19 protein-coding genes and 1 riboswitch are annotated in these 19,417 nt (G+C 63.7%); of the genes, 4 read left to right on the plus strand and 15 right to left on the minus strand.

From position 1 onward, the window contains the following. Window positions 1–105: 105 nt before the first annotated feature. The 3 genes from secA (at window position 106) to OE747_RS15695 (ending at window position 5,488) form a co-directional block, all read left to right on the plus strand. Window positions 106–2,811 carry a preprotein translocase subunit SecA gene (gene secA / locus OE747_RS15685; RefSeq protein WP_263829496.1) on the plus strand — a complete coding sequence of 902 codons (2,706 nt, stop codon included), beginning with the start codon at window positions 106–108 and terminating at the stop codon, window positions 2,809–2,811. A 100-nt stretch (window positions 2,812–2,911) separates the two neighbouring features. Continuing rightward, window positions 2,912–3,907, plus strand: a complete 996-nt coding sequence (locus OE747_RS15690) for a hypothetical protein (RefSeq protein ID WP_263829497.1) — start codon at window positions 2,912–2,914, stop codon at window positions 3,905–3,907. 24 nt (window positions 3,908–3,931) lie between these two features. Further along, on the plus strand, window positions 3,932–5,488 hold the full coding sequence (locus OE747_RS15695; RefSeq protein ID WP_263829498.1) for a phosphate ABC transporter substrate-binding/OmpA family protein: 1,557 nt from the start codon (window positions 3,932–3,934) through the stop codon (window positions 5,486–5,488). A gap of 64 nt (window positions 5,489–5,552) precedes the next feature. On the opposite strand, the gene radC is transcribed toward OE747_RS15695, so the two are convergent. The 13 genes from radC to dnaK form a co-directional block, all read right to left on the minus strand. Next, window positions 5,553–6,308: a RadC family protein gene (radC, locus tag OE747_RS15700; RefSeq protein ID WP_404818326.1), complete on the minus strand. Its 756-nt coding sequence runs from the start codon at window positions 6,306–6,308 to the stop codon at window positions 5,553–5,555. 36 nt (window positions 6,309–6,344) lie between these two features. Continuing rightward, a complete protein-coding gene (locus OE747_RS15705; RefSeq protein WP_263829499.1) occupies window positions 6,345–7,079 on the minus strand; it encodes an ABC transporter permease in 735 nt (244 codons plus the stop codon). Continuing rightward, window positions 7,076–7,804: an ABC transporter ATP-binding protein gene (locus OE747_RS15710; RefSeq protein ID WP_263829500.1), complete on the minus strand. Its 729-nt coding sequence runs from the start codon at window positions 7,802–7,804 to the stop codon at window positions 7,076–7,078. The genes OE747_RS15705 and OE747_RS15710 overlap by 4 nt, the downstream gene beginning before the upstream one ends. After that, the gene (gene tenA / locus OE747_RS15715; protein ID WP_263829501.1) at window positions 7,801–8,481 is read right to left on the minus strand and encodes a thiaminase II; all 681 of its coding nucleotides are present in this window, start codon (window positions 8,479–8,481) and stop codon (window positions 7,801–7,803) included. Before tenA ends, OE747_RS15710 begins: the two co-directional genes overlap by 4 nt. Further along, a complete protein-coding gene (locus OE747_RS15720) occupies window positions 8,478–9,413 on the minus strand; it encodes an ABC transporter substrate-binding protein (protein ID WP_263829502.1) in 936 nt (311 codons plus the stop codon). The genes tenA and OE747_RS15720 overlap by 4 nt, the downstream gene beginning before the upstream one ends. 13 nt (window positions 9,414–9,426) lie before the next feature. Further along, a complete protein-coding gene (locus OE747_RS15725) occupies window positions 9,427–10,392 on the minus strand; it encodes a thiazole biosynthesis adenylyltransferase ThiF (protein ID WP_263829503.1) in 966 nt (321 codons plus the stop codon). Next, the gene (locus OE747_RS15730) at window positions 10,389–10,985 is read right to left on the minus strand and encodes a thiamine phosphate synthase (RefSeq protein WP_263829504.1); all 597 of its coding nucleotides are present in this window, start codon (window positions 10,983–10,985) and stop codon (window positions 10,389–10,391) included. Before OE747_RS15730 ends, OE747_RS15725 begins: the two co-directional genes overlap by 4 nt. After that, window positions 10,982–11,746, minus strand: coding sequence for a thiazole synthase (locus OE747_RS15735; RefSeq protein ID WP_263829505.1), 765 nt, complete (start codon window positions 11,744–11,746; stop codon window positions 10,982–10,984). Before OE747_RS15735 ends, OE747_RS15730 begins: the two co-directional genes overlap by 4 nt. 3 nt (window positions 11,747–11,749) lie before the next feature. Further along, window positions 11,750–11,944 (minus strand): sulfur carrier protein ThiS, encoded by a 195-nt coding sequence (gene thiS, locus OE747_RS15740; protein WP_263829506.1) that lies wholly within the window; start codon window positions 11,942–11,944, stop codon window positions 11,750–11,752. Then, window positions 11,928–12,905 (minus strand): FAD-dependent oxidoreductase, encoded by a 978-nt coding sequence (locus OE747_RS15745; protein WP_263829507.1) that lies wholly within the window; start codon window positions 12,903–12,905, stop codon window positions 11,928–11,930. The genes thiS and OE747_RS15745 overlap by 17 nt, the downstream gene beginning before the upstream one ends. Further along, window positions 12,902–13,705, minus strand: coding sequence for a bifunctional hydroxymethylpyrimidine kinase/phosphomethylpyrimidine kinase (gene thiD, locus OE747_RS15750; RefSeq protein WP_263829508.1), 804 nt, complete (start codon window positions 13,703–13,705; stop codon window positions 12,902–12,904). The genes OE747_RS15745 and thiD overlap by 4 nt, the downstream gene beginning before the upstream one ends. A 44-nt stretch (window positions 13,706–13,749) precedes the next feature. Beyond that, a riboswitch (TPP riboswitch) is annotated at window positions 13,750–13,853 on the minus strand. Window positions 13,854–13,996: 143 nt separating this feature from the next. Next, complete coding sequence (gene dnaJ, locus OE747_RS15755) at window positions 13,997–15,145, minus strand: molecular chaperone DnaJ (RefSeq protein ID WP_263829509.1); 1,149 nt, start codon at window positions 15,143–15,145, stop codon at window positions 13,997–13,999. Window positions 15,146–15,220: 75 nt separating this feature from the next. Then, window positions 15,221–17,134 (minus strand): molecular chaperone DnaK, encoded by a 1,914-nt coding sequence (gene dnaK, locus OE747_RS15760; protein WP_263829510.1) that lies wholly within the window; start codon window positions 17,132–17,134, stop codon window positions 15,221–15,223. A 210-nt stretch (window positions 17,135–17,344) separates the two neighbouring features. On the opposite strand from dnaK, the gene OE747_RS15765 reads away from it, so the two are divergent. Continuing rightward, window positions 17,345–17,947 (plus strand): alpha-ketoglutarate-dependent dioxygenase AlkB family protein, encoded by a 603-nt coding sequence (locus tag OE747_RS15765; protein WP_263829511.1) that lies wholly within the window; start codon window positions 17,345–17,347, stop codon window positions 17,945–17,947. Here the strand turns inward: OE747_RS15765 and OE747_RS15770 are convergent. Continuing rightward, window positions 17,944–18,534 carry a COG3650 family protein gene (locus tag OE747_RS15770; RefSeq protein WP_263829512.1) on the minus strand — a complete coding sequence of 197 codons (591 nt, stop codon included), beginning with the start codon at window positions 18,532–18,534 and terminating at the stop codon, window positions 17,944–17,946. The two genes, OE747_RS15765 and OE747_RS15770, sit on opposite strands and share 4 nt — an antisense overlap. Further along, window positions 18,531–19,352: an ABC transporter permease gene (locus tag OE747_RS15775; RefSeq protein ID WP_404818327.1), complete on the minus strand. Its 822-nt coding sequence runs from the start codon at window positions 19,350–19,352 to the stop codon at window positions 18,531–18,533. Before OE747_RS15775 ends, OE747_RS15770 begins: the two co-directional genes overlap by 4 nt. Between the last annotated feature and the right edge of the window lie 65 nt (window positions 19,353–19,417).

A 19,417-nucleotide genomic window follows, 5' to 3' on the forward strand; every position in this document is an offset into this window, starting at 1 on the left:
GCTTGAAGCCTTAGACAGGACCGCCTTCACCCCCGTATCTATGGGTTGCGCACATGGCGGGCAAGCCTGTCGTAACCATGACAGAACAGATCCGCTGGAGTGCATATGCTGGGACTTGGAACGCTTGCCAAAAAGGTGTTCGGAACACCGAACGACCGCAAGATCAAGGCAACCCGCCCGGTCGTCGCCCGGATCAACGGGTTGGAAGAGGAATTCGCCAAACTGTCCGATGACGGGCTGAAGGCGAAAACCGAGGAACTGCGCAAACGCGCGCAGGACGGCGAGAGCCTGGACGACCTGCTGCCCGAGGCCTTCGCCAACTGCCGCGAGGCAGCCCGGCGTGCGCTGGGTCTACGGGCCTTTGACGTGCAGCTGATGGGCGGCATCTTCCTGCATCAGGGCAATATCTCAGAGATGAAGACGGGCGAGGGCAAGACGCTGGTCGCCACCTTCCCCGCCTATTTGAACGCGCTGACCGGCAAGGGCGTGCATGTGGTCACGGTGAACGAATACCTGGCCAAGCGCGACTCGGAATGGATGGGCAAGGTGTTCGCCGCGCTGGGTATGACCACCGGCGTGATCTGGTCCGGCCAGCCCGATGACCAGAAGATGGCCGCCTATCAAAGCGACATCACCTATGCCACCAACAACGAGCTTGGCTTCGACTATCTGCGCGACAACATGAAGAGCGAGCTGAGCGAAGTCTATCAGAAGCAACACAATTTCGCGATCGTAGACGAGGTCGACTCGATCCTGATCGACGAGGCCCGCACGCCGCTGATCATTTCCGGGCCCGCGCAGGATCGCTCGGACCTCTATGTCGCCATCGACGCGCTGCTGCCATCGTTGTCGGACGGCCACTACGAGCTGGACGAAAAGACCCGTAACGTCACCTTTACCGACGAGGGTAACGAGTTCCTTGAGGCGCAGTTGGTGGCGCGCGGCCTGCTGCCCGAGGGCCAGTCGCTTTATGACCCGGAAAGCACGACCATCGTGCATCACGTCAACCAGGGCCTGCGCGCGCACAAGCTGTTCCAGCGCGATAAGGACTACATCGTGCGCGACGGCGAGGTCGTGCTGATCGACGAATTCACCGGCCGCATGATGCCGGGCCGCCGCCTGTCGGACGGTCTGCATCAGGCCATCGAGGCCAAGGAAAATGTCCAGATCCAGCCCGAGAACGTGACGCTGGCCAGCGTGACCTTCCAGAACTACTTCCGCCTCTACGACAAGCTCGCGGGCATGACCGGCACCGCGCTGACCGAAGCCGAGGAATTTGCCGAGATCTATGGGCTGGGCGTGGTCGAGGTTCCGACCAACAAACCGATCGCGCGCAAGGACGAGGACGACCAGGTCTATCGTACCGCGGCCGAGAAATACGCCGCCATGATCGCCGAGACCAAGAAGGCCCATGAGAAGGGCCAGCCCGTTCTGCTCGGCACCACCTCGATCGAAAAATCCGAGATGCTGAGCCAGATGCTGACCAAGGAAGGCATCGCACACAACGTCCTGAACGCCCGCCAGCACGAACGCGAGGCGCAGATCGTGGCCGAGGCCGGCCGCTATGGCGCGGTGACCATCGCCACCAACATGGCCGGTCGCGGTACCGACATCCAGTTGGGCGGCAATGTCGAGATGAAGGTTCTGGCCGCCTTGGCCGAGAACCCCGAAGCCGACCCCGCCGAGCTGCGGAGCGCCGAGGAGGCACAGCACGCGGAAGAGAAACAAAAGGTTCTCGATGCCGGCGGTTTGTTCGTCATGGCATCCGAGCGGCACGAAAGCCGCCGCATCGACAACCAGCTGCGCGGCCGCTCCGGCCGCCAGGGCGACCCGGGCCGCACGGTGTTCTACCTCAGCCTCGAAGACGACCTGATGCGCATCTTCGGCTCGGAGCGGCTGGACAAAGTACTGACCACGCTGGGCATGAAGGAAGGCGAGGCGATCATTCACCCCTGGGTGAACAAGTCACTCGAACGCGCCCAGGCCAAGGTCGAAGGCCGCAACTTCGACATGCGTAAGAACGTGCTGAAGTTCGACGATGTGATGAACGACCAGCGCAAGGTGATCTTTAGCCAGCGGCGCGAAATCATGGCGGCCGAGGACCTGTCCGAAATCGTGGCCGACATGCGCGAACAGGTGATCGACGACCTGATCGACGAATACATGCCACCCAAAAGCTATGCCGACCAGTGGAACACCCACGGCCTTTATGCCGCGGTGATCGAAAAGCTGGGTATTGATGTGCCCGTCATCGAATGGGCCGCCGAAGAGGGCGTGGACGACGACGAGATCCGCGAGCGCCTGATCAAGGCGGGCAACGAGTTCATGGCAAAGAAGGCCGCCGACTTTGGCGCAGAAAACATGCGCAACGTCGAAAAGCAGGTGCTGTTGCAAACCATTGACAGCAAGTGGCGCGAGCACCTGCTGAAGCTGGAGCACCTGCGCTCGGTCGTAGGCTTCCGCGGCTATGCCCAGCGCGATCCGCTGAACGAGTACAAGAACGAAAGCTTCCAGCTGTTCGAAGGACTTCTCGACAGCCTGCGCGAAACCGTGACACAGCAATTGTCACGGGTGCGAATGCTCACCGAAGAAGAACAGCGCCAGATGATGGCGCAGATGCTGTCACAGCAAGCGCAAGCGCAGCAGGCGGGGCAGCGCGCCGAAGAGATCGCCGAGGCCAAGGCCTCGGGCGATGCGCGCCCCGGATTTGACGAGACAAATCCCGATACCTGGGGCAACCCGTCGCGCAATGATGCCTGTCCCTGCGGATCGGGCAAGAAGTTCAAGCATTGTCATGGCAGGCTTGCCTGAGATCAACGCTCCCTGACACAATGACTCCCACGGGCGGCCACAACTTGGCCGCCTTTGTTTTCGACACTCCTGGCGGATTATCAGGTGATGGAGTGCGGAAATGGCGCAGAAGAGTCGCAAGATCCTGACAGCGGGCGGAACAGTGCTGTGTGCGGCGCTGATCGGGTTCCTGATGCAGCAGAATGCCGCCCGCGAGGCCCGGCAGGTCGCGCCGCGCCAGACGGTCATCCAGCAAGCGGTGCAACAGCCCGAAACAGCGACCGCACCGCAGGACCATGTGGCAACACGGGCGGTGGGCCTGTCGCTCGCCGCCGCATCGGTCGAGATGAGCCAACCTGGCCGCCTGCCCGCGCCCGCGCTGGAACACGTCAGCCCGTTTCCGGTCAAAGGAGAGGTTCTGCCGGAAACGCCGCTGGACCCTGCCGAACCGCAGCTGGGCTGCGCGATACTGGCAACCGCCGAACCCGCCCCCATGGCCAGCGCCATGCTGTCGGTCAGCGCCCCCTGCCATGGCAACCAGCGGGTTACCGTTCACCACAGCGGCCTGATCTTTACCGAAACAACCGATGATGCGGGTAATCTGGACGTGACGGTTCCGGTCTTGTCAGCGGATGCGGTTTTTGTCGTGGCCTTGCAGAACGGGCGCGGCGCTGTGGCCACAACCCGGGTCGAGAACCTGAACCAGATCGCCCGCGTCGCTGTTCAGTGGTCGGGCGCGGCGGGCCTTCAACTGCATGCGCGCGAATTCGGGGCCTCTTATGGCGACAGGGGCCACGTATGGGCTGACAGCGCCGCCAAGGCGCTGGGACAGGTGGTGCGCCTCGGCGAACCCGACACGCTGGCACCGCAAATCGCGGAAATCTACAGCTTTCCCGCCTCTGACAGCACCGTCAGTGGCACCATCGCCCTGTCGCTCGAAGCAGAGGTGACGGCGACCAATTGCGGCCGGGACATTTCAGCGCAATCCATCGAATTGCGCGGCGACGGAACGCTTGGAACCCATGATCTGGTGCTGTCGGTCCCCGATTGTTCGGCAGCCGGCGATTTTCTGGTGTTGAATAATCTGATCGAAGACCTGAAGATTGCCGCCAAATGATCCGCAGGTAATTTCAGGTTCCTCATGAATTGGCTCCGTGCGGCGGCTCTCGCCGCACTTTCCTTTGTACCGGTCGGCCCCAGCGCCGCGCAGGACATCACGCTCACCTCGCATGACGGCAAGGTCGAGATCACCGGAATCCTGCTGGGTTTCGATGGCGAGTTCTATCGCGTCGAAACCCGCTATGGCGAACTGACCGTTGACGGGTCGGGCGTGACCTGCGACGGCCCCGCCTGCCCCAGCCTGACCGACTATATCGCCGAACTGACGCTCAGCGGCTCCTCCACCATGGCCGAAGTGCTGCTTCCCGCCCTGATCGAGGGCTTTGCCCTGCGCAACCGGTACCAGACGCGGCGGGAAACCGACGACGACACCCGGTTCAGCTATCTGCTGTTCGACAACGACCCGGCGCGGCCCCTCGCCATGTTTTCGTTTCGCGTCACAACCACCGACGAAGGCTTTGCCGATCTTCTCGCGGACGAGGCCGACCTGGTCATGGCCCTGCGCGAGATCCGGCCCGACGAACGCAGGCGGGCACTTGAACTCGGCCTGGGTGATATGACCGACAACAACCGCTCGCGGGTTCTGGCGTTGGATGCGATGGTGCCGGTGGTGGCGCCGGTCAATCCGGTGCAAAGCATCTCGGTGCCGATGCTGGCGCGCGTGTTTGCCGGTGAGATCGACAATTGGGCGGATCTGGGCGGCCCCGACGCCCCCATCGCGCTGCATCTGCCGACCGCCGGCTCCGGCCTCGCGCAGGCGGTCGAGGATCGCTTGCTGACCCCGGTCAAAAAGACGCTTCCAGATGACGTGATCCGCCACACCCGTTCCAGCCTGCTGTCCCGTGCCGTCACGATTGACCCGTTTGCCATCGGCATCGCCAGTTTCGCCGAAACCGGCACGTCCCGGCCGCTGACCCTAACCGGCGATTGTGGCTTTTCGCTGGCCGCGACCCGACGCAACATCAAGACCGAGGATTATCCGCTGAACTCGCCGATGTTCCTCTACATGCCCGCCCGGCGCCTGCCCAAGGTGGCGCGCGAGTTTCTGGCCTATATGCGCAGCCCGGCGGCCCAGATCGTGATCCGCCGCGCCGGTTTTGTCGATCAGGCGCCAGAGCTGATTCCCGTCGCGGGACAGGGCAACCGGCTGGCCAATGCCATCGCCGCCGCCGGGACCGAGGTGCCGCTGACCGAACTGCAAAGGCTGGTCTCGACCCTGTCGGGCATGCAAAGGCTCAGCCTGTCGTTCCGCTTCGAAACCGGCTCTTCACGCCCCGACGCGCAATCGCGCACGAATATCGCGCAACTGGCACAGGCGCTGGAAAGCGGCGCCTATGATACGCGCCAGCTGCTCTTTGTCGGCTTCAGCGACGGTGATGGCGCCGCCGAGGGCAACGCGCGCATCGCCCTGAAACGGGCCGAGGCTGTGCGCGACGCGGTGTTGCAGGCAGCCGAAACCCTCGACCCGGCGCGGATGGAAATCTCTGTCGATGCCTTTGGCGAGGCGCTGCCGATGGCATGCGACGACAGCGATTGGGGCCGCCAGGTCAATCGCCGGGTCGAGGTCTGGGTGAAGTGACCCTTCATTCCGCCTGAAATACTCCGGGGGAGTCACGGCCCTGCCGCGACGGGGGCAGCGCCCCCTACAGATACCCTTCGGAACGGAAGCTCAACTCGACTGATTTGCCGATGATCAGGTGATCGTGCAGCGTTATCCCCAGCGCCTCACACGCGGCCCGGATCCGCGCGGTCATGTCGATATCCGATTGTGACGGGGTCGGATCGCCAGATGGGTGATTATGCACCAGGATCAGCGCCGAGGCGTTCAGCTCCAGCGCCCGTTTGGCCACCTCGCGCGGATAGACCGGCACATGATCGACCGTTCCGCGCGCCTGTTCCTCATCCGCGATCAGCACGTTCTTGCGGTCGAGGTAGAAGACCCGGAACTGCTCGGTCTCGCGATGGGCCATGGTGGTATGGCAATAGTCGAGCAGTGCGTCCCAACTGGAAATCACCTGCCGCTGCATCACCCGTGCGCGGGCCATGCGGTGGGCGCTGGCCTCAAGTATCTTGAGGTCGGTGATCACTGCCTCGCCCACGCCCTTGACCTCGGCCAGCCGCTCGACCGGCGCGGACAGTACCCGGTTGAAATCGCCAAACGTATCAAGCAGCCGCCGCGCCAGCGGCTTGACATCCTGCCGGAGGATTGAGCGGAACAGCACCAGCTCCAGCAGTTCGTAATCCGGCAGCGCCGCCGCACCACCGGCCATGAACCGTTCCCGCAACCGCTTGCGATGATCCCGGATATAGGACGGCAACCGCCCCGAGGGCAGCGGCATCTCCGGCGCTTCGTCCATGTCGAACAGCATCGGGGCCTCGGACAGACCTGTCTGGCGCATGGCACGCAGCCTCGCCCCGAATCGGTTTCCGAGAGGTTAACGCTCGCCCGCCATCCGCCGTGTCGCCCGCCGCATCGCCAGATGCAGCAGCACCGACAGCACGCCCAGTGTCAGCATGGCGGCGAACATCAGGTCCGTTTTCGCCCGGCCATTGGCCAAGAGCATCAGGTACCCCAGCCCCTTTGACGCCCCCACCCATTCCCCGATCACCGCGCCGATCGGCGCATAGACCGCCGCCAGCCGCAGGCCCGAGGCCAGTTGCGGCAGCGCCGCCGGCACCCGGATATGCCAGAGCACCGCGCGCGGGCTGGCCTGCATGGTGCGGGCAAGGTCCAGATATCCCACAGGCGTCCGCATCAGCCCGTCGAAAAACGCCGCTGTGATCGGGAAGTAGATGATCAGCACCGCCATCGCCACCTTGGACCACAGCCCATAGCCCAGCCACAGCGTCAGGATCGGCGCCAGCGCAAAGACCGGCAGCGCCTGGGTAAAGACCAGCATCGGCTGCACCAGAACCCGCGCGATCCGCGAACTGGCCAGCTGCAACGCCGTCGCCACACCCAACACCGCGCCACAGGCAAGGCCGATCAGAACCTCCAGCGCCGTCACCGCCGTATGTTCGGCGATCAGCCAGCGGCTCTGCCACCAGGTTTCGGCCACCAGCAGAGGCCCCGGCAGGATAAAGCGTGGCAGGTCGGTCAGGCTGACCACCGCCTGCCAAATCGCCAGCGCAAAAAGGGTCGCGGCCAGAGCAGGGAGCCAGCGTGTCATTGCCCTCCCTCCCGCAGCATCCTGAGCAACACAGCCTGGCATTCCAGCGTCGCGGCGTCATCCACCGCGCGCGGCATTTCTTCCGTTGGCGGTGCGACCGCTGTCAGCCCCCCGGCGGTCATCACCTGGATCGAATGACCCAACCGCGCGGCCTCGGCCGGGTCGTGCGTCACCAACAGCACCGTCCGCCCGGCCAGCAGCTCGGCGGCCAGCTCCTGCATATCGGCGCGGGTCCGGGCATCGAGGGCCGAGAAGGGCTCGTCGAGCAATACAACCGGCTTGTCCTCCATCAGGGTGCGCGCCAATGCCACCCGCTGGCGCTGGCCACCCGAGAGTTCCGCCGGGCGCTTGGCAGCATGGTCTGTCAGGCGCACCCGACGCAGCAAATCGTCCAGCCGGGCAAGGTCCACTTGCTCGCCCCGCAGCCGCGCGCCCAGCGCCACGTTCTGCGCTACACTGGCCCAAGGGAACAACAGATCGTCCTGCGCCATATAGGCCACTCGCGCCGCCACCGGCGAACTATCCGACGCCGTGATCGTGCCGCTGAAGTCCGCTCCTGTTTCCAGCCCCGCGATCAGCCGCAACACCGTGGACTTGCCGACGCCGGACCCGCCCAAAAGGCAGGTCCATTGCGCCGCTTCCAATGTCAGGACCAACGGCGCGAACAAAGACACGCCGTCGATGCTGGCGCTGCCGGCAACAGTTATCGCGGGGGCAGGGGTCACGGGGTAAGCCCCATCTGCCAGAAACCGACCTCGAGTTCCGTTGCGGTGCGAAAGGTACGGCACAACCGGTTCCAACGCGGCGAGGCTTCGAAATCGGCGCCAATACGTCTTGTTAGAGCCTGATCCATCAGTTCACCCACCGCCTTGCAGGCAGTTTGATAGTCAGGCCCGGCATAGGTATCAATCCAGCTCTTGTAGCGATCACTCGTCGCCTCTGTCGCCAGCCGCGCGCCGATCTCGCCATAGCCCATGACACAGGGTGCCAGCGCGGCCAGCAGATCGGCCAGATCGCCGCTATACCCGGCCTCGAGCACAAAGCGGGTATAGGCGAGGTTTTCGGGCCGCTCGGGGGTGGCAAACAGCTCGTCATTCGAGATCCCCGCCGCCTCGCACACCCCGATATGGAGCTGCATTTCCTCGGCGACCAGCGCGTTGACGGTGCCGACGGCGGCCAGCATCTCGGCATGGGTTTCGCCCTTGACCACCGCCAACGCCCATGCACGCGCGAAGTGGATCAGGAACACATAATCCTGCCGCAGATAGTGCAGGAAAGCATCGTGTGGCAGGCTGCCGTCCTTCATCCCCTCGACAAAGGCGTGGCGGGTATAATCCCGCCAGGGCTGGCCCGCCGCCACGCGCATCAGGCCAAAGGCACGGCCATAGTCCGGCGCGCTCATTCAGCGCTCACGTCGATGGTGATGGCCGAGACCGGATTGACGCTGTCGATCAGGCCGGTGTCCTTCAGGAACGCCTCGAACCGGGCATAACGGCCCGCGTCGAACCCGGCGGGACGCAGCGCAAAGCGCGGCAGCGTATCGGCCCAAGCGCGCTTGTTCAGCTCGTCCTGCAATTCGGGCGAGGTGGCGGCGAAGATCTCCCAGCTGGCCTCGGGGTTGTTTACGATGAACTGCGTCGCCTTTTCGGTCGCTTCGAGGAAGCGGGCGATCTTGTCGGCATCCATCCGGTCGGGGTTGGCGACATAGATCAACTCGTCATAAGACGGCACGCCCTCTTCCTCGATGTAGAAGCAGCGGCCCGGTTCGCCTTCGATATCCATCTGATTCAACTCGAAATTTCGATAAGCACCGATCACCGCATCGACCTGCCCGCTCATCAATGCGGGCGAAAGCGAGAAGTTCACGTTGATCATCTCGACATCGCTGAGCGCGACACCGTATTTGCCCAGAACCGTGGTCAGGATCGCCTCTTCGACACCGGCGACGGAGAAGCCGATCTTCTTGCCCTTGAGGTCGGCAGGCGATTTGATCGGGCCGTTTTCCAGCACCAGCAGGCAGTTGAGCGGCGTGGCGACCAGAGTGCCGACCCGTTTCAGCGGCAGCCCCTCGTGGATTTGCAAATGCAGCTGCGGCTGATAGCTGACCGCCAGATCGGCCTGACCTGCGGCCACCAGACGCGGCGGCGCAGAGGGGTCGGCGGGGGCCACGATTTCCACAGTTAGACCCTGTTCTGCGAAATATCCCTTTTCCTGCGCAACGATGATCGGGCCGTGGTCGGGGTTGATGAACCAATCGAGCAGCAGGGTCATCTTGTCCTGCGCCAGGGCGGGCGTTGCAGCCAGCAACGCCAATGCGGTTACCAGGTGTTTCATGTCGCGTTTCCTTTCATGATGTGGCGGCCGCGACGAGGACGATCTCGCCGGGCCAATCCGGTTGCAACTGTTCCGCAGCGCGCCAGGCCCGGAGGCCGGTGGCGCAGCACAAAACCAGTCGTTTTCCATTGTTAGTGTCTGCTATTGGTATTTCGGATGTCGTCATGCGCCGTGCAGATGGATGCGCCGGATGCGGCGCTTCGGCCTCGGATCGCAGCTCGAAAATGAGGTCATCGGCTGTCAGTTCCGAAGGCGCGACAAAGCGGAAAGCGGTGACCGGTTCCGGCGCGGCGTCGAAGCGAAACGTACTGTTGCGCCAGGTTTGCGCATCAACCTGCACAATCTGCCCAAGCGGTGAAGGCACCAATCCAAGCAACACCGAAAGCGCCATTTGCGCCTGAATAGAGCCTAATATGGAGACAACCGGCCCCAGCACGCCAGCGGTCGCGCAGCTTGCTGTGCTGTCCGGTGCCTCGGGGAAGACCGCGCGCACGCTGGGCGCACCGCCGCAGAAGCCGCCCGCATAGCCGCTCAGCCCCAGAACCGAAGCGCTGATCAGAGGTTTGCCCAGCGCCAGACAGGTATCGCTGAGCAGATAGCTGGCGGCATAGCTGTCGGCGCAATCCAGCACCAGATCGGCGTTTTGACTGTTTTGTACGACGTTTTCCGGGGTGATTGACCGTTTTGTACCGGTCAGGACAATCCCGGAATTGAGCGCGCCACAGCGCTCGGCGGCGACCTCGGCCTTGGCGCGGCCGACATCCGCCTCGGTGAACAGCGTCTGCCGATGCAGGTTCGACAACTCGATGTAGTCCCCATCGAAGATATCGATCCGTCCCACCCCTGCCCCGGCAAGGATCGGTAGCGCGAACGCTGCCAGCCCCCCCGCCCCGACCACCAGCACGCGGGCACCGGCCAGTTTGGCCTGACCCTCATCCCCGACTTGCGGCAGCATCATCTGGCGGGCGTAGCGATTCATCTGGTGGCCTCGATCCACTGGCGTACCCGTGCCTCGGGGTCGCGGTTGAGCGTGATATCGGTGACGACCGAGACGATGTCGGCCCCGGCGGCCAATACCCCCGGCGCGCGCTCGACACTCATGCCGCCGATACCGACCAGGGGGATGGCGCCCACGCGCGCTTTCCATTCGGTGACGCGCGGCAGGCCCTGCTGGCGCCATTTCATCTGTTTCAGGATGGTCGGATAGACCGGGCCGAGGGCCACATAGTCGGGATCCATTCCCAGAACCCGCTCCAACTCGTCATCGTCATGGGTAGAGACGCCGAGCCGCAGACCCGCCTTGCGGATCGCGGGCAGATCGGCCTGATCCAGATCCTCTTGCCCCAGATGCAGCCAGTCGCAGCCCGTGTCGATGGCGGCCTGCCAATAGTCGTTGACCACCAGCACCGCACCATGCGCGCGGCAAAGATCGCGCGCGGTGGCAATCTCGGTGCGGATCACCGCGTCGGGCTGATCCTTGATTCTCAGTTGCACCAGCTTTACCCCCAACGGCAGCATCCGGCGCAGCCAGTCGGTATGGTCGAAGATCGGATAGAACCGGTCGAGCGTCATGACAGAAAGGCCTTTCCAATGACAGGGGTCGAGGCGCTGGCCATATCGCGCGCCTCGATCGGGTCGGCGTGATGCGCCAGTTGCCCGGCCTGAATGGCCAGCGCCATGGCGCGTGCCATCTCCACTGGGTCGCCCGCACGGGCCACGGCGGTGTTGAGCAGGACGGCGTCATAGCCAAGCTCCATCGCGCGGGCCGCATGGCTGGGCAGGCCGATGCCCGCATCGACCACCAGCGGCACATCGGGAAACTCGGCCCGCATGGCGCGCAGCGCATATTCGTTGTTCAGCCCCCGGCCCGAGCCGATGGGCGCGCCCCAGGGCATCAGCACCTCACAGCCTGCCGCCAACAGCCGTTCGCCCACGATCAGATCGTCGGTGGTGTACGGGAACACCTGGAATCCCTCCTCGGTCAGGATGCGCGCGGCCTCGACCAGGCCGAAGACATCCGGTTGCAGGCTGTCGGTATGACCGATCAGTTCCAGCTTGATCCACGGCGTGCCGAACACCTCGCGCGCCATATGGGCGGTGGTCACCGCCTCTTTCACCGTATGGCAGCCGGCGGTGTTGGGCAGGATCAGCACGCCCAGATCGCGGATCATCGACCAGAATGTCTGTCCCGCCCCGGATTCGCGCCGCAGTGACACGGTGGCCACCCCCGCCCCGCTGGCGCGGAACGCCTGTTCCAGGATCGCGGGGCTGGGATATTGCGCGGTGCCCAGCATTAGCGGGTTCGGCAATTCGGTTCCGTAGAATGCACGCATGTCTCAGCCCCCCTGCATCGGGGCAAGCACCTCAACCCGGTCGCCGTCGTTCAGCCGGTGCCCGCCGCGCAGGGACGAGGGCACAAAGCTTTCGTTCACGGCCGTGGCAACGCGGCCCGACAGGCCGCATTCCACCAGCAGTGCGGCGAGGGTTTCGGCCTCGACCTCGCGCGGTTCGCCGTTAAGCACGATCTTCATCGACCAACTCCGTATGTGTGTTACTTAGCGCCAGGTCGGCCACCCCCTGCGCCAGCGCGGGCGCCAGCAGGTAGCCGTGGCGATAAAGGCCATTGGCATAAATGGTCCGCCCCAGCCGCCGGATGCGCGGCAGGTTGTCGGGAAAGGCCGGGCGTAGATCGACGCCGATTTCTAACACTTCGGCCTCGCCAAAGGCGGGGTTCAGCGCATAAGCGGCGCTTAGCAGTTCCAGCATCGAGCGCGCTGTGATGCGGCCGCTGTCCTCACTCTCGATCATCGTAGCACCCAGCATGTAGACATGGTCGCTGCGCGGCACGACATAAAGTGGCATGCGCGGATGTAACAGGCGAACGGGCCTTGTTAGAGCCACATCTGGCGCACGAATGACAAGCATCTCGCCCTTGACGCCGCGCAGGTCGTGCAGCACCTCGCGCGCGTGCAGGCCACGGCAATCGATGGCATTCGCCAGCCCCGCGGGTGCGGGTTTGCGGTGAAAGGCGACGCCCTTGTCGATGAGGCCGCGATAGAGGTCCGAGAGCGCGCGGCGCGGGTCCAGATGCGCTTCGTCCGGGAAATGCAAGCCTTTGGAGAAGGTTGTCAGATCAGGCTCTAACGCGGCGATTTCGGCATGATTGACGTCGGCAAACCCGTCGGTCCGGCGGGCAAAGCGGCGCAGGTCCGGCAGATCGCGCGCATTGGCCACCACCAGCGTGCCGCACCGGGTGACGGCGGTGTGCTGCGCCCACCATGCGATGGCCTGCTGGCCCAGGCGCAACACCGGCTCTTCGGCGTTTTCATATTCGCACCAGGGCGCCAGCATGCCGCCCGCCCACCAGCTGCATCCATGTGGGCCGGGCGGGCCGGAGGGATCGAAGACCTGAACCGACGCGCCGCGCGCGACCAGCTCGGTCGCGACCGCCAACCCTGCAACGCCCGCACCTATGACCGACCAGAGCGTCATGCCGGCCAGACCCGATGGAAATGATGCACCGGGCCGTGACCCTGTCCGACCTTCAGCCCGTCCGCCGCCACGATGGCGCCTTGCAGATAGGTATGCGCCTCTTGCACCGCGCCCTTCAGCGGCAGACCCTTGGCCAGACCGGCGGCAATCGCGGAACTGAGCGTGCATCCGGTGCCATGGGTGTTCTTCGTTGCCCGGCGCGGCGCGGTAAGCTCGGCCAGCACGCCCGCCTGTGTCACCAGCAGATCATGGCACACCGTGCCCCGCCCATGTCCGCCCTTCATCAGCACGGCACCCGCGCCCAGGGCGAGCAGCGCCTGGGCCTGATCCGCCATATCGTCCAGCGTTGCCGCACCGGGCACCGCCAACAGGCGCGCCGCTTCGGGCAGGTTTGGCGTCAGCAAGGTCGCGCGCGGCAAGAGCCGTTCCCGCAGGCTGCCCACGGCCGCCTCGGCCAACAGCGCATCACCCGATTTCGCCACCATCACAGGGTCCAGAACAATAGGCCTGTCAAACCCGGCGATGGCATCGGCAACGGCCTCGATGATATCGGGCGTCGCCAGCATGCCGATCTTGATCGACTGCACGTCAAGATCTTCCAGAACCGCATGGATCTGCGCCCGGATCACGTCGGCGGGTATTTCATGCACCGCCGTCACCGCGCGCGTGTTCTGCGCCGTTACCGCAGTGATCACCGAGGCGCCATAGACGCCCAGAGCCGAAATCGCCTTCAGATCGGCCTGGATGCCCGCGCCGCCGCCACTGTCGGAGCCTGCAATCGTCAGGGCAATTGCCGCCATATCCGTTACTCCGGTTCAGGGGCAACGGGGGCATGGAAAACGTCCGATAGCGATAGACCGTTCCCTACGCCGGTATTGCCCGGATCAGGTTCGATGGGTTGACGCATCCACGCCTCTCAGCCCCGACAGGGCACCCCAACGGTTGTTGGCGCGCACATTCTCAGGTGACGCGACGACAATCAAGAGGGAATCGATAAAAAGGGGCGAGCACCCTGTGGTACCCGCCCCCTGTCTTCATTTCGCTGAAAATACTCCGGGGGAGTCGCCGTCAGGCGACAGGGGCAGCGCCCCCTATCCCTTCATCCCGTCCCAGAACGACTTGACCGAAGAAAAGAAGCTCTTGGTCTCGGGATTGTTGTCCTCGCTCAGCTCCTCGAACTCGCGCAGCAGGTCTTTTTGCTTGCTGGTCAGGTTGACGGGGGTTTCCACCGCCAGTTCGATGAACATGTCGCCGATACCGCCGCCGCGCAGGGCGGGCATGCCCTTGCCGCGCAGGCGCATCTGACGGCCCGACTGGCTGCCGGCGGGCACCTGCACCCGGCCCCGGCCGCCGTCGATGGTCGGCACTTCGATGGCGCCGCCCAGCGCCGCCTTGGCCATGCTGACCGGTACCCGGCAATAGAGGTTCACGCCGTCGCGTTCGAACAGGTCGTGCTTGGTCACCTCGACAAAGATATAGAGATCACCCGGAGGGCCGCCGCGCATCCCGGCCTCGCCCTCGCCCGCCAGGCGGATGCGGGTGCCGGTTTCGACACCTGCGGGAATGTTCACGCTGAGCGAGCGGTCTTTCTCGACCCGGCCCGCGCCCCGGCAGGATTTGCACGGGTTCTTGATGATCTGACCCAGGCCGGAACAGGTGGGACAGGTGCGCTCAACGGTAAAGAATCCCTGTTGCGCCCGCACCTTGCCCATGCCCGAACAGGTCGGGCAGGTGGTCGGCTCGACCCCGCCTTCGGCGCCGGTCCCTTCGCAGGCCGAACAGCTGACAGCGGTGGGCACGTTGATGGTCTTTTGCATGCCCGAGAAGGAATCCTCGAGCGTGACCCGCAGGTTATAGCGCAGGTCCGAACCGCGCGCGGCGCGGCGCCCGCCGCCAGCGCCACCGCGCTGGCCCATGAAATCTCCGAACAGATCCTCGAACACATCCGAGAACGCGCTGGAGAAATCGCCGCCGCCGAAACCGCCACCGGGACGCGCGCCCGCGCCGGTGCCGTTTTCGAACGCGGCATGGCCGAACCGGTCATAGGCTGCCTTTTTGTCGGCGTCCTTGAGAATGTCGTAAGCCTCGTTCGCTTCCTTGAACTTGGCCTCGGCATCCGGGTTGTCCTTGTTGCGGTCGGGATGCAATTCCTTGGCCTTGGTGCGGAAGGCCTTCTTGATCTCGTCCGCCGATGCGCCCTTGGACACCCCGAGCACATCGTAATAGTCGCGTTTTGACATCCGATATTCCTTCTGCCTCAACGAATGCGGGCCGGTCCGGTAAGCGGACCGGCCCGTTCTGGCCCGGATGACCGGTTACTTGCGCTTGTCTTCGCCGAGATCTTCGAAATCGGCATCGACGATGTCTTCGTCGCGTCCACCTGCGTCGGCCGCTGTCGGCTCGTCATCGCCGCCTTCGGCCTGCGCCTTGTAGATCGCCTCGCCCAGTTTCATCGCCGCTTCGGTCACGTTCTGGATGCCCGACTTGATCTTGTCGGCGCTGACGCCATCCTTTTCAAGATCGTCCTTGAGCGCGGCAATGGCCAGTTCGATCGCCTCGACGGTGGTCGGGTCGACCTTGTCGCCATGCTCTTCGACCGACTTCTCGGTCGAGTGGATCAGGCTTTCGGCCTGGTTGCGCGCCTCGACCAGCGATTTGCGCGCCTTGTCGGCTTCGGCATTGTCCTCGGCATCCTTGACCATCTTTTCGATGTCCTCGTCAGAGAGACCGCCCGAGGCCTGGATGGTGATCTTGTGCTCTTTGCCGGTGCCCTTGTCCTTGGCCGAGACCGACACGATGCCGTTGGCGTCGATGTCGAATGTCACCTCGATCTGGGGCATGCCGCGCGGTGCGGGCGGGATGTCTTCCAGATTGAACTGGCCGAGGATCTTGTTGTCGGCGGCCATTTCACGCTCGCCCTGGAACACGCGGATGGTCACCGCGTTCTGATTGTCCTCGGCGGTCGAGAAGACCTGAGACTTCTTGGTCGGGATCGTGGTGTTGCGGTCAATGAGGCGGGTGAACACACCGCCCAAGGTTTCGATACCCAGCGACAGCGGGGTCACGTCGAGCAGGACCACATCCTTGACGTCGCCTTGCAGAACACCTGCCTGAATGGCGGCACCCATGGCGACAACCTCGTCCGGGTTCACGCCCTTGTGCGGCTCCTTGCCGAAGAACTTGGTCACTTCCTCGATGACCTTGGGCATGCGGGTCATACCGCCAACCAGAACCACCTCGTCAACGTCGGCAGCCGAGATGCCCGCATCCTTGAGCGCGGCTTTACAAGGGTCCATCGACTTCTTGATCAGGTCGCCCACCAGGCTTTCCAGCTTGGCACGGGTCAGCTTCATGACCATGTGCAGCGGCTGGCCGTTGGATCCCATCGAGATGAACGGCTGGTTGATCTCGGTCTGGGTGGTCGAGGAAAGCTCGATCTTTGCCTTTTCAGCGGCTTCCTTCAGGCGCTGAAGCGCCATCTTGTCCTTGCTGAGATCGACGCCATGCTCTTTCTTGAACTCCTCGGCGAGGTAGTTGACGATGCGCATGTCAAAGTCTTCGCCACCCAGGAAGGTGTCGCCGTTGGTCGATTTGACCTCGAACAGGCCGTCGTCGATTTCCAGGATGGTGACGTCAAAGGTCCCGCCGCCAAGGTCATAGACCGCGATGGTCTGGCTGTTCTTCTTGTCCAGGCCATAGGCGAGCGCGGCAGCGGTCGGTTCGTTGATGATCCGCAGCACTTCGAGACCGGCGATCTTGCCTGCGTCCTTGGTGGCCTGACGCTGGGCGTCGTTGAAATAGGCGGGCACGGTGATCACGGCCTGGGTCACATCCTCGCCCAGGTAGGATTCCGCAGTTTCCTTCATCTTGCCGAGGATAAAGGCGGAGATTTGCGAAGGCGAGTATTTCTCGTCCCGGGCTTCGACCCAGGCGTCGCCATTGCCGCCGTTCACGATGTTGAACGGCACCATTTTCTTGTCCTTGGTGACCTCGGCGTCATCGACGCGGCGGCCGATCAGGCGCTTGACACCAAAGATGGTGTTCGAGGGGTTGGTGACCGCCTGGCGTTTTGCAGGCTGCCCGACCAGTCGCTCGTCTTCGGTGAAGGCGACGATCGAGGGCGTGGTGCGTGCCCCTTCGGCGTTTTCGATGACCTTCGGCTGGGCGCCGTCCATGATGGCAACGCAGGAGTTGGTGGTGCCAAGGTCAATACCGATTACTTTTCCCATTGTTCGATCCCTTTCTCTTCAAGGCGATGGCTCGAGACCTGAACCCGTTTTGGCATTCCGGCCCCGATCTGTTTGCGCAATGGCACTACACCACGGCGCGTCCCGGCGTATATAGGGGGCGAAAACAGGGGCTGCAAGCATGCTGAATTGCAGGTTTTCGGGAATCTGCGAGGTTTTTGGCAGGGTTTCGTCAAGGAAGGACCGGGTTGAATGACAAGGCTGATGGTGCGCGGCGTCGAGATCCGCAAAGGCGCGCTGGATGGCCCGGCCCAGGCCCGACTAATCGACGCGCTGCGCCCGGTGCTGAAGGCGGCGCCGCTGTTTTCGCCGGTGACGTCCAGCGGCAAGGCGATGTCGGTACGGATGACCTCGGCCGGGGGCTTGGGCTGGGTGTCGGACAAGGGTGGCTATCGCTATCAGCCGACACATCCGCGCGGCAGTACTTGGCCCGCGATCCCCGAACCCGTCATGGAGATTTGGAGGGATGTCACCGGGCATGACCGGGCGCCCGATTGCTGCCTGATCAACTATTATGGCGAGGGCGCCAGGATGGGCCTGCACCAGGACCGGGACGAGGCGGATTTTTCCTGGCCGGTGGTGTCGGTGTCGCTGGGCGATGATGCGCTGTTTCGCATTGGGGACACGGTACGGGGTGGCAAGACGGAATCGGTCTGGCTGAACTCGGGCGACGTGGTGGTGATGGGCGGACCAGCGCGGCTGGTCTATCACGGGATCGACCGGATCCGGTTCGGCTCGTCACGGTTGCTGCCCAAGGGCGGGCGGATCAACCTGACACTGCGGGTCGCGGTTTAATCCGCCACCAGCGAACAGCAGCCGGAAAACAGCGAATCGCCCAGGACAAGGGAAATCTCTAGCCCATAGGCGCGATCCGACATGCCGTCATGGCATTGTTCCTGCCGGATGATGGCAAGATCGTCGCCCAGTGCGATCATGAACCGGTTCACCACGGCAAGCCCCGGTTTCAGGGTGCCCGCAGGCATGCTCTGCGCCTGACCGGCCATCGGATCGAACCGGGCGGAAACGCCCTGATCGATGGTCAGGGACCAGAACGGCTCGGTCCCGGAACAGACCAGACGCGGAGTCAGCCAGAGGCCGGGGTGATCGGGCCGCCGTGCCAGATAACGCATCGCGACCCATCCGGCGATCTCGCCCGCGTTCACCCGCCCCCATTTGCCGTCAAAGGTCAGGTCCACCACCTCGACCCCGGTGGCGTTGGCGGCCAGTTCACCCAGTTTCTCGGCGCTGCCCGACGGCTCGGCGCGAAGGTTCAGAACGTCGTCGGCGGCCACTCCGGTGACGTCGAACAATGCCGGAACGGGATCCGCCCGCAAAGCGGGCGCCCCGGCCAGCATCAGCAGTATCGCCAGCGCCCGGATCATCGCCGCGCGTACCAGCTGGCCGAGACATGTCGGCGGGTATAGAATTCGCCCATCAGGCCCACCATGATCAGGACGATCCCGACCCACAAGGCATACTGCCAGTTGCTGTTGTGCGGAAAGTAGTTCTTGAACACAAATCCCCGACACTGGTCGATAGCGTGAAACAGCGGGTTCCAGTCGAACATGGCAAGCATGTAGCCCGGCAGGGAATTGGCCACGAACATCTTGCCCGAGGCGATCATGTTGGCGCGCTGGTAGATCGTGGTCAGAACGCCGACAAAGGTGGGCGCCCAGGGCTTGATCGACAGAAACACCAGCCCCACGGCAAAGCCGGTGAACCACGCCAACATCAGCATGGCAAAGGCGCCGCCCCAATCGTCGATATAGACCGGGGTAAAGGCGACGTGATAGCCGAACAGAATCAGGATCAGCGTCAGCAGCTGGGTGTAGAGCGATGCGATCGCCGCTGACAGAATCGCAACGATCGTGTTCATCGGCGCGTGTTTCATCATCGCGCTGTTGGGCCCCTCGGCCCCGGCGACGGCGCCGACCGTCTTGATATGCACCATGAACAGGAAGATGCCCGACATGATGTAGAGCAGGAAATCCCCCCGGATCGCCGAGCCGCGCAGACCGAGGATCGAGAACATCATGTAGAAGACCAGCACAAAGACCAGCACCTGCATCATGTTCTTGCCCAAAGCGACATAGGCGTTCGAATGCCCCTGCCGCACGCTGCGGACCACGTTGTGAAAGATGAGCTCGGCCATGGTGAAGGCACCGCTCAGTAGGGAATTATGCCGCCTGAATTTGAACACGCTGCCAGTTCCTGTTGCTCTGCCTTAGAAAATTGCACGGAATTCTTGCCGATCCCTTGCCATCA

This window comes from Ruegeria aquimaris (genome assembly GCF_025751555.1).
GTDB classification, from domain to species: domain Bacteria; phylum Pseudomonadota; class Alphaproteobacteria; order Rhodobacterales; family Rhodobacteraceae; genus Ruegeria_B; species Ruegeria_B aquimaris.

Excerpts from the sequence above, each read along its gene's own strand:
- OE747_RS15765 (WP_263829511.1), top strand. The coding sequence starts at position 17,345 with ATGACAAGGCTGATGGTGCGCGGCGTCGAGATCCGCAAAGGCGCGCTG.
- dnaK (WP_263829510.1), bottom strand. The coding sequence starts at position 17,134 with ATGGGAAAAGTAATCGGTATTGACCTTGGCACCACCAACTCCTGCGTT.
- thiS (WP_263829506.1), bottom strand. The coding sequence starts at position 11,944 with ATGAAGATCGTGCTTAACGGCGAACCGCGCGAGGTCGAGGCCGAAACC.
- OE747_RS15745 (WP_263829507.1), bottom strand. The coding sequence starts at position 12,905 with ATGACGCTCTGGTCGGTCATAGGTGCGGGCGTTGCAGGGTTGGCGGTC.
- radC (WP_404818326.1), bottom strand. The coding sequence starts at position 6,308 with ATGCGCCAGACAGGTCTGTCCGAGGCCCCGATGCTGTTCGACATGGAC.
- OE747_RS15705 (WP_263829499.1), bottom strand. The coding sequence starts at position 7,079 with ATGACACGCTGGCTCCCTGCTCTGGCCGCGACCCTTTTTGCGCTGGCG.
- OE747_RS15725 (WP_263829503.1), bottom strand. The coding sequence starts at position 10,392 with ATGAATCGCTACGCCCGCCAGATGATGCTGCCGCAAGTCGGGGATGAG.
- OE747_RS15720 (WP_263829502.1), bottom strand. The coding sequence starts at position 9,413 with ATGAAACACCTGGTAACCGCATTGGCGTTGCTGGCTGCAACGCCCGCC.
- OE747_RS15695 (WP_263829498.1), top strand. The coding sequence starts at position 3,932 with ATGAATTGGCTCCGTGCGGCGGCTCTCGCCGCACTTTCCTTTGTACCG.
- OE747_RS15730 (WP_263829504.1), bottom strand. The coding sequence starts at position 10,985 with ATGACGCTCGACCGGTTCTATCCGATCTTCGACCATACCGACTGGCTG.
- tenA (WP_263829501.1), bottom strand. The coding sequence starts at position 8,481 with ATGAGCGCGCCGGACTATGGCCGTGCCTTTGGCCTGATGCGCGTGGCG.
- OE747_RS15735 (WP_263829505.1), bottom strand. The coding sequence starts at position 11,746 with ATGCGTGCATTCTACGGAACCGAATTGCCGAACCCGCTAATGCTGGGC.
- dnaJ (WP_263829509.1), bottom strand. The coding sequence starts at position 15,145 with ATGTCAAAACGCGACTATTACGATGTGCTCGGGGTGTCCAAGGGCGCA.
- secA (WP_263829496.1), top strand. The coding sequence starts at position 106 with ATGCTGGGACTTGGAACGCTTGCCAAAAAGGTGTTCGGAACACCGAAC.
- OE747_RS15770 (WP_263829512.1), bottom strand. The coding sequence starts at position 18,534 with ATGATCCGGGCGCTGGCGATACTGCTGATGCTGGCCGGGGCGCCCGCT.
- thiD (WP_263829508.1), bottom strand. The coding sequence starts at position 13,705 with ATGGCGGCAATTGCCCTGACGATTGCAGGCTCCGACAGTGGCGGCGGC.
- OE747_RS15690 (WP_263829497.1), top strand. The coding sequence starts at position 2,912 with ATGGCGCAGAAGAGTCGCAAGATCCTGACAGCGGGCGGAACAGTGCTG.